This window comes from Anaerolineales bacterium (assembly GCA_022866145.1).
Taxonomy (GTDB): Bacteria; Chloroflexota; Anaerolineae; order Anaerolineales; family E44-bin32; genus PFL42.
In genome coordinates, this window is record JALHUE010000513.1 from 1 (window position 1) to 7,460 (window position 7,460).

Genomic DNA, 7,460 nt, shown 5'->3' on the forward strand with positions numbered 1-7,460 from the left:
ACTCACGTGAAGGCTCCACGCGCTATGTCCACGGCCAGCCCCCCCAGATCCTGGCCGCCCAACAACTCGCTGAAGCTGACCCGGCGGGCGGCGCTTTCGGTGGTGCTTGAATCGCCTGCCGAGCAGGCGTAGAGTCCTGCTAGTTCTGCCCGCTTCCGCCGGGCAGCTTAGCTCGAGGCCGTTGGGCGCCCGAGCAAGGGTGATTCATGAAGCAACGCCACTTTCACCGGGCACAGCGCTATTCCCTCCCCATGTCGTGTTGCTTCTATCAGGGGTCCCACGCCACCAAGGCGCACATCCTAGCCCTCGCGCTCCTCCTTGCCATCCCAGTTGCTTTGCTCGCCTCTTGCCGCCCACCTCATCCCACGTACGCCAGCATCCAATCACCAACACCTCACTCGCTAGCCACAGCCGAAACCCCCTTCCTACACCAGCCACCCCTACCTCGGACCCCAACCCGACCTCCCCTCACTCCCTCACCCACCACCCCGCTACCTGATCTCGCCTTGCCACCCGGCCAGTACGTTGCCTATCTAGATCCCACTGATTGGCCCCTCTATTCGTTTCTTGCCGCCGACACCGGCTCCGGCCAAGTATTCACAATTCTCCGCGACGTCACAAGGGCGGAAATCTCACCCAACTCACAGCGCGTCCTCTATCTCAGCGGGCTCACTCTCCACCTGGCGGAGGTCCGCGGCGAAGGGCAGGCAAGATCTCTGGCTTCCTATGAGCTCCCAGACGGAGTGACTGAGTGCGACATTGCATGGTCTCCGGACAGCACGGAGGCCCTGGTCAATTGCGGCGATGGTGTTGAGCTTTCGAAGGCACTTGTGCTTGAAGGGAATGCCCTCAGGGATCTTGAATGGCGCGAGGAGTGCAGTGGGTTTTCGTGGTCCCCGGACGGGATCCGATTCGCCGCATCATGCGGAGAGCCCGACGAGGCCCGTACCCATGTTGCCGTCTTCGACTCGCCAGACGCTCCCGGTAGGATCATTCCTGGATGCACTCCCGACCTTCACTGCACGCGGCCCAGATGGTCGCCCCATGGCAACGAGGTAGTCTTCTTTCGGGGCAGCGGACGATCGGGCGAGAGGCAACCGACCGATGGTAACTACTCGTTCGACCCCGACTGCAAAGGGAGCGCATCGCAATGCACGCGACCTCTTCGCGGGCCAGCCTACCTTGCCAAGTACGTAGCATGGTCCCCAGCTGCCCCCCTCATCGCGTTCCTCGACGACAACCTACTCAAGCTCCAGGATGCGCACACGGGGGAAGTGTTGCTTGCCTACCCGACGCTCAACTATGCCGAAACCATCGTCTGGTGCCCACACGGCGATTCCCTTGTCCTCAAGATCGGCAGAAGGCTATACTTGCTCGACACAACACTTGGCCGCCTCAGTGTCCTCCTTGAGGGGAACGACCCGATCCCACAGGCGTGTGTGATCCGCTCAGAATAGCTTGCACGATGCGCAAGCAAGAAACGTGTCTCCTTCCGCGAAATGCCTAGGGGGATTCGGGCGCCCAACAACTCGCCGAAGCCGACTCGGCTGGTGGACGAAGATGCAGTTGTGCCATGCCTGCCAAGTTCGCCCTAAAATGAAGGCGCGAAGCCCGAGCCGCCGAGCGGCTTAGCTCGAGGCCGTTAGGCGCCGACTCGCCGCCCCCTTCCTGGAGATCCCCTGCCTGACGATGATGAACACGTGCCGTTCCGCAGGGCTCCTTGTCTTGATCCATCTCCTCTTGTCGTTCGCCAATCCCGTGGGACGCGCCCGACCTGGCCATTTCGCCCGCCGGCCGAGCTTCGGAAGGGTTGGTATAGCAGCAGCGGCGGCCAGCTCTTCTGAGAGTCGATAGTCGTCTCCGCCAGGGTCAGCCACTGTGCTCCGCTAATCAGGGGCGGCGCTCAAGCTCGTGGCGTTGCCAGGCTGGTGCGTCAGCCGAGTTGGCCCGTCCGGTTGCGGTGGCCGGCTGGTGTCTCGTGCCGGGGGAGTGTCGTGACTTGGGGCCGGGGCAGGGGGCGGCGGCGGCGGATGCCCGAGAAACTCCTGGTGGTAGGAACGATCCGAGCCCGCCAGGGGCGAGGCTAACGTTCTTGACGCCTAACACCTCGCTGATGCTGACTCGGCTGGCGGGCGAAAAGGTGTTGATGCCTGGCCTGCCCATCTCCTATAGAATGAAGAGGCGCCGCCCGCGTCCGCCGAGCGGCTTAGCTCGAGGCCGTTAGGCGCCCTTACGGAGTCCCTGGATGGAGACTTACGTTGTTACTGGAGCTTATGGATACTCGGGGAAGTACATCGCAATGCGCCTGCTTGCCCAGGGCGATACCGTTCGCACCCTCACGAACTCACCGCAGCGCGCCAACCCATTTGGCGCCCGCGTCACTGCGGTGCCCTTCCATTTCGATGATCCGAAGGCGCTGGCAGCAGCGCTTGCCGGCGCTAGAGTGCTCATCAACACGTACTGGGTCCGGTTCGATCATGATGATTTCACACACTCCCTCGCAGTCGAGAACACCCTCAAGCTGTTCTCGGCCGCTCGAGAGGCCGGAGTCGGACGAGTCGTGCATGTCAGCATCACCAACCCCTCGGTGGAGTCACCCCTCCCGTACTTCAAGGGCAAGGCACTCCTCGAACGTGCTCTCCGCGACTCGGGACTTCCCCATTCCATCCTCAGGCCCGCGGTCTTGTTTGGTCATGAAGACATCCTGATCAATAACATCGCATGGGCACTCCGTCGACTGCCCGTATTCGGCGTGTTCGGCCGCGGGGACTATCGACTCCAACCTATCTGCGTCGAGGACTTCGCGGCGCTTGCCGTAAGTGAGAGTAGGCAGGCCGGGAACCGGGTCCTTGACGCCGTCGGCCCAGAGACGTTCACATTCCGAGACTTGGTCGCAGAGATCGGCCGCATCATCGGGAAACGTAGGCCGATCATGCCGGTTCATCCAGCTCTCGGGCTCTTCGTCGCCTCGGTGATAGGCCGCACAGTCAATGACGTCTTCCTGACGCGCGAGGAAATCGACGGTCTCATGGCTGGGCTCCTCTGCGTCTCATCAGCACCCACTGGCGAGACTAGGTTGACGGGTTGGGCCCGCGAGAACGCGCCTTCTCTCGGCATTCACTACTCAAACGAGCTCGCTCGCCGGCGCAACCGTTTCAAGTCATACGAGGAACTCTGAACGTACTCGGAAGGGCGCCTAACAACTCGCTGAAGCCGACTCGGCTGGCGGGCGAAAAGGCCGGTGGGTTTGCCTGCCGTCTGGCCGGCGCGAGAATGGTGGCAAGCCTGAGTCGCCGAGCGGCTTAGCTCGAGGCCGTTAGGCCGCTCACCGCGGAGATCGGTACTCTCTGGTCGGCCAGACGGTCGAGGTCCTTGTGGTACACCCCCACCGCGACCGATGGAAGGCCCGGGGGCCCACGAAAAGGATCTTCTTCGAGTCTAAAGGCGAAGTGCGGGGGAGGCTCGTGCCCGTGCGTGCCGATTGGGGAGGCGCAGGGCAGCCGGGTCGGCAGCCGGATCGTTCAGCCTCAGGCGGCGATCCCGGCGTACCAGTTCTATTCGCCGCCACCCCCGCTTGACAACCGTCGAACTCCCAAAGTAGCATCGCAGCGGCCGGCGTGGATTCCTCCACCCTCCTCAAGGGCGGCCCGGAGAATTCCGATTGAACGTGCGAACGCGAATCGCCTTCGCCTTTTCGCTCACCGCCGGACCTGCAATCCTAGCGTCGTGCAACTTGCCTCGCTCGCCGTCTCCGCAGCAAGCCGCCCAGACCGCCGTCGCCGAGGCCAACTCCGCACAACTGACCCAGGGAAGCTTGGCGACGCCATTCCTGCCGTCGACCAACACCCCGACGCCCCCCTCGGCGACCAACACCCCAACGCCGTCGCCCCAGCCCACAACCACCGTCGGCTGCGACGACTCTTCCCAGTTCATCTCCGACGTCACGATCCCCGACAACACTGTGATGACCCCGGGTCAGAGCTTCACTAAGACATGGCGGCTGCGGAATTCTGGCAATTGCGATTGGACCACGTCCTTTGACGCGGTCTTCACCGACGGATCCTCAATGGGTGGGCCCGCCGATGTACCATTGGCGGGCACGGTGCCTCCCAATAGCACCATCGACATCTCGATCAATCTGACAGCACCGACGACGAACGGAGTCCACCGCGGCAACTATCGGATGGCCAACGCCAGTGACATCCTCTTCGGGACGCTCATCTATGTTCAGATCGTCGTCGGTCCCACCCCCACGCCAAATGTCGCTGTCTATCGAACGGGCAAGCTCACGATTGACAATGGGGGTTCCATAGATTTCGATGGGGTAGACAGCGTGAGCGGTTCGCGCCGCGACGTGCGGGTGAAGTACGTGTCCGACTCTGAACGCTATCTTGAGCCCACGAACGGCGCTCTCCTGAAGGAGATGTCGGGGAAACCAAGCTACGACGACTGCAAGGAGACCTCCCTCCGCAGCGGCGCGGTCAACTTCACCGACTTCAGCACGCAGTCCTACTTCTGCTACAAGACCAGCGATGGGCGGTACGGCCGCTTCCAGGTCGGGAAGATCGAGGGGGACTCCATTGCCGTCGATTTCCGAACCTGGGACTGAGTCCGCCAATTCTCTTCCGAGGGCTTGGCCCATGTCCAACCCACACATTCCAGGCGGCCTAACAACTCGCTGAAGCCGACTCGGCTGGCGGGCGAATAGGGAGGTGTGATTGGCCTGCCGCCTGGCTGGCGCGAGAATGGTGGTCAGCCTGAGTCGCCGAGCGGCTTAGCTCGAGGCCGTTAGCCCGCCCCATGGAAGGAGTCTCTGATATTCCGAGAAGCCCTCGCTTCACACCGCGGACCAGTCCGAACAGGTGCTTGCAGCCGCTCATGATGCTTGCATCGAAGGTGCTCCGTATGAATCTGCTCCATCGTGCAGTCTTCGTCCTCCTGGCGTTGTCAGGTTGCACCCCTGCCAGCTTTCCCCTGAAGATCCGTGCTCTCTCCGCCTCCCCTGACCCCATCGTGGGGAAGGTCGTCGAACTGTCCGCAGAGGTGGACTCCACCAGGGACGAGAAGGATGTTACGCTCTTGATCCAACTCCCCGAGGGAATCCGACTCATGGGCGGCGATCTCACATGGACCGGTTCCTTGCAGGCCGGCGAGCCCTTCATCCACAGGGTCTCCCTTTGTACTCTCTACGAGGGGGATTGGCGGATCCACGTGACCGTATTCTCTCGATTTGGTCCGGACGACACGTATGGGGACTCCGAGACGATCCACTTCATCAGCACTAGACAGTCAGGGCAAGCCGTTCCGGGTTATGCCTACAGGATCGACCAGGCCTCTCCATTCCCGCTGCCCACGCCAACGCCGGTACCTTCGCCTGCGGCCTGTTCACCCTGGGCAAGGCCTATCCCCCCTCGCTCCGCGATGAGGGGCGGGCTAACAACTCGCTGAAGCCGACTCGGCTGGCGGGCGAGAAGGCTGGGGCACCTTGCCTGTCGCGCCTCGCTGGCGCGAGAATGGTGGCTAGCCCGAGCCGCCGGGCAGCATAGCTCGCATCCGTTAGGCAGCCTGACGGATCTCCCGTTCCAAGGTGGACCGTATGCGCAAACTCGTGTACGCGACTTCGCTCTCACTCGATGGCTACATCGATGCCGAAGCCGGAGATCCGAGTTGGGTCTTTCCCGACGAGGAGCTTCACCGGCACTTCAACGATATTGAGCGGGAGATCGATACCCTACTGTATGGTCGCCGCATGTACGAACTCATGGCTGGATATTGGCCCACTGCCGACCAGGATCCTTCGGCGCCTGGCTTCATCCTCGAGTACGCCCAGCTCTGGAAGCCAATCCCCAAAGTCGTCTTCTCGTCAACACTCGAAAGCGTCGACTGGAACTCGCTTCTAGTAAGAGGCGATGCGGTCACCGAAATCGCTAGGCTGAAGGCCCAACCCGGCAGGGCTATGGGCGTCGGCGGCCTCAACCTGGCTTCAAGCTTGGCATCTGCTGGCCTGATAGACGAGTACCGCCTCTACTATGTCCCGATCTTCTTGGGTTCGGGCAAGGCAGCCTTCTCCCGGATTCAGAACAGGGTAAGGCTCAAGCCGGTGGAGACCCACACCTTCACCTCTGGCACGGTCCTTCTAAGAGGCGTCCCCGCCAGCGCCTAGGATGTGTCTTCAGGCTGCCTAACAACTCGATGGAGCCGACCCGGCCAGCTGCGGCGAAACGAGTTGGTGTAGTATCCAATAGCTGGCCGGGCGGCTCATCTCGAGGCCGTTGGACGGCCCCCGGCTTCCTGCCTTTCGCACTTGGAGTACCCTTGCGCCTGACCCAAGTGGGGGTATACTCATTGTATACACACAAGAAGGAGGCGGTATGAAGACGCGTGTTCAACGGTGGGGGAATAGCCTTGCGGTGCGTATTCCCAAGGCCTATGCGGCCGAGATTGGCCTGAGCGACGAGTCCCCCGTTGAGTTGAAGGTCAACCGCGGAGTTCTTGTGGTCGAGCCAAGTGCCTCAGCTCCGCGCCTTGGTGACCTTCTCCGAGGGATTAGTGAGGCCAATCTGCACAAGGAAGTCCACACCGGGCCTGCAGTCGGCAACGAGGCTTGGTAGCCGATGGCGAAGGTCCCCGATCGCGGCGATGTGGTTTGGATTTCAATGAATCCACAGGCCGGCCACGAACAAGCGGGCAGGCGGCCAGCTCTGGTGCTATCCCCCAGTAGCTACAACGGGAAAGTAGGACTGGCGATCCTCTGCCCCATCACAAGCCAAGTCAAGGGTTATCCCTTCGAGGTCCTGATTCCAGATGGCTTGCCCGTGACCGGTGCCGTGCTCTCAGATCAGGCGAAGAGCCTGGACTGGAGCGCTCGGCGGGCGGAGCTTGCATGCCGAGTGCCGCGCGACACCGTGCAGCAGGTGCTGCTCAAGCTGGGAACTCTCCTGACGCCAGGATAGATACCGTCCTCGGGGCCGTCCAACAACTCGCTGAAGCTGACCCGGCGGGCTAGGCCTTCGGAGATGCTTGTCTTGCCCGCTGGCTCGCCGTAGAGTCTTGGTGGCGTTGCCCGCTTCCGCCGGGCAGCTTAGCTCGAGGCCGTTAGGTGGCCATCAAGTCGCCGTAGGTCGCATTTGCCCACACTACCACTCATCGACACAACTACACGCTGCAATCACTCGCCGCACGTGGTGATCCTCGGGGCCGGAGCCAGCCGCGCGGCCACTCCCAGGGGGGACAGACGCGGAAGGGTCCTCCCATTGATGTCCGATCTCATCGAGGTTGTGGGGCTGGGCCCAGTCTTGAAATCCGCAGGCATCAGAGCCCCACAAGCCAACATCGAGACAATCTACCGGGAACTCGCCGCGTCGCCGAGTCATGTCGACCTCTTGAGGACTGTCGAGACTCGGGTCCGCACCTACTTCGAGGCTCTCGAGATTCCTGACGATGCGAACTTCTACGACTTC

Annotated in this window: 7 protein-coding genes; all 7 read left to right on the top strand. The window is 62.1% G+C overall.

What is annotated here, in order from left to right; genetic code table 11:
• The first annotated feature begins 506 nt into the window (after positions 1-506).
• Entirely contained in the window at positions 507-1,457 is a 951-nt protein-coding gene (locus MUO23_14895; GenBank protein MCJ7514238.1) for a hypothetical protein, read from the top strand.
• A gap of 788 nt (positions 1,458-2,245) precedes the next feature.
• The gene (locus MUO23_14900; protein MCJ7514239.1) at positions 2,246-3,178 is read left to right on the top strand and encodes an NAD(P)H-binding protein; all 933 of its coding nucleotides are present in this window, start codon (positions 2,246-2,248) and stop codon (positions 3,176-3,178) included.
• 489 nt (positions 3,179-3,667) lie between these two features.
• Positions 3,668-4,609, top strand: a complete 942-nt coding sequence (locus MUO23_14905) for an NBR1-Ig-like domain-containing protein (GenBank protein MCJ7514240.1) — start codon at positions 3,668-3,670, stop codon at positions 4,607-4,609.
• A 987-nt stretch (positions 4,610-5,596) separates the two neighbouring features.
• Positions 5,597-6,163: a dihydrofolate reductase family protein gene (locus tag MUO23_14910; GenBank protein ID MCJ7514241.1), complete on the top strand. Its 567-nt coding sequence runs from the start codon at positions 5,597-5,599 to the stop codon at positions 6,161-6,163.
• Positions 6,164-6,371: 208 nt separating this feature from the next.
• Positions 6,372-6,611: an AbrB/MazE/SpoVT family DNA-binding domain-containing protein gene (locus tag MUO23_14915; protein ID MCJ7514242.1), complete on the top strand. Its 240-nt coding sequence runs from the start codon at positions 6,372-6,374 to the stop codon at positions 6,609-6,611.
• A gap of 3 nt (positions 6,612-6,614) precedes the next feature.
• A complete protein-coding gene (gene mazF, locus MUO23_14920) occupies positions 6,615-6,953 on the top strand; it encodes an endoribonuclease MazF (GenBank protein ID MCJ7514243.1) in 339 nt (112 codons plus the stop codon).
• A gap of 303 nt (positions 6,954-7,256) precedes the next feature.
• Positions 7,257-7,460: hypothetical protein (locus MUO23_14925; GenBank protein ID MCJ7514244.1), on the top strand; the 204-nt coding region annotated here is incomplete at its 3' end.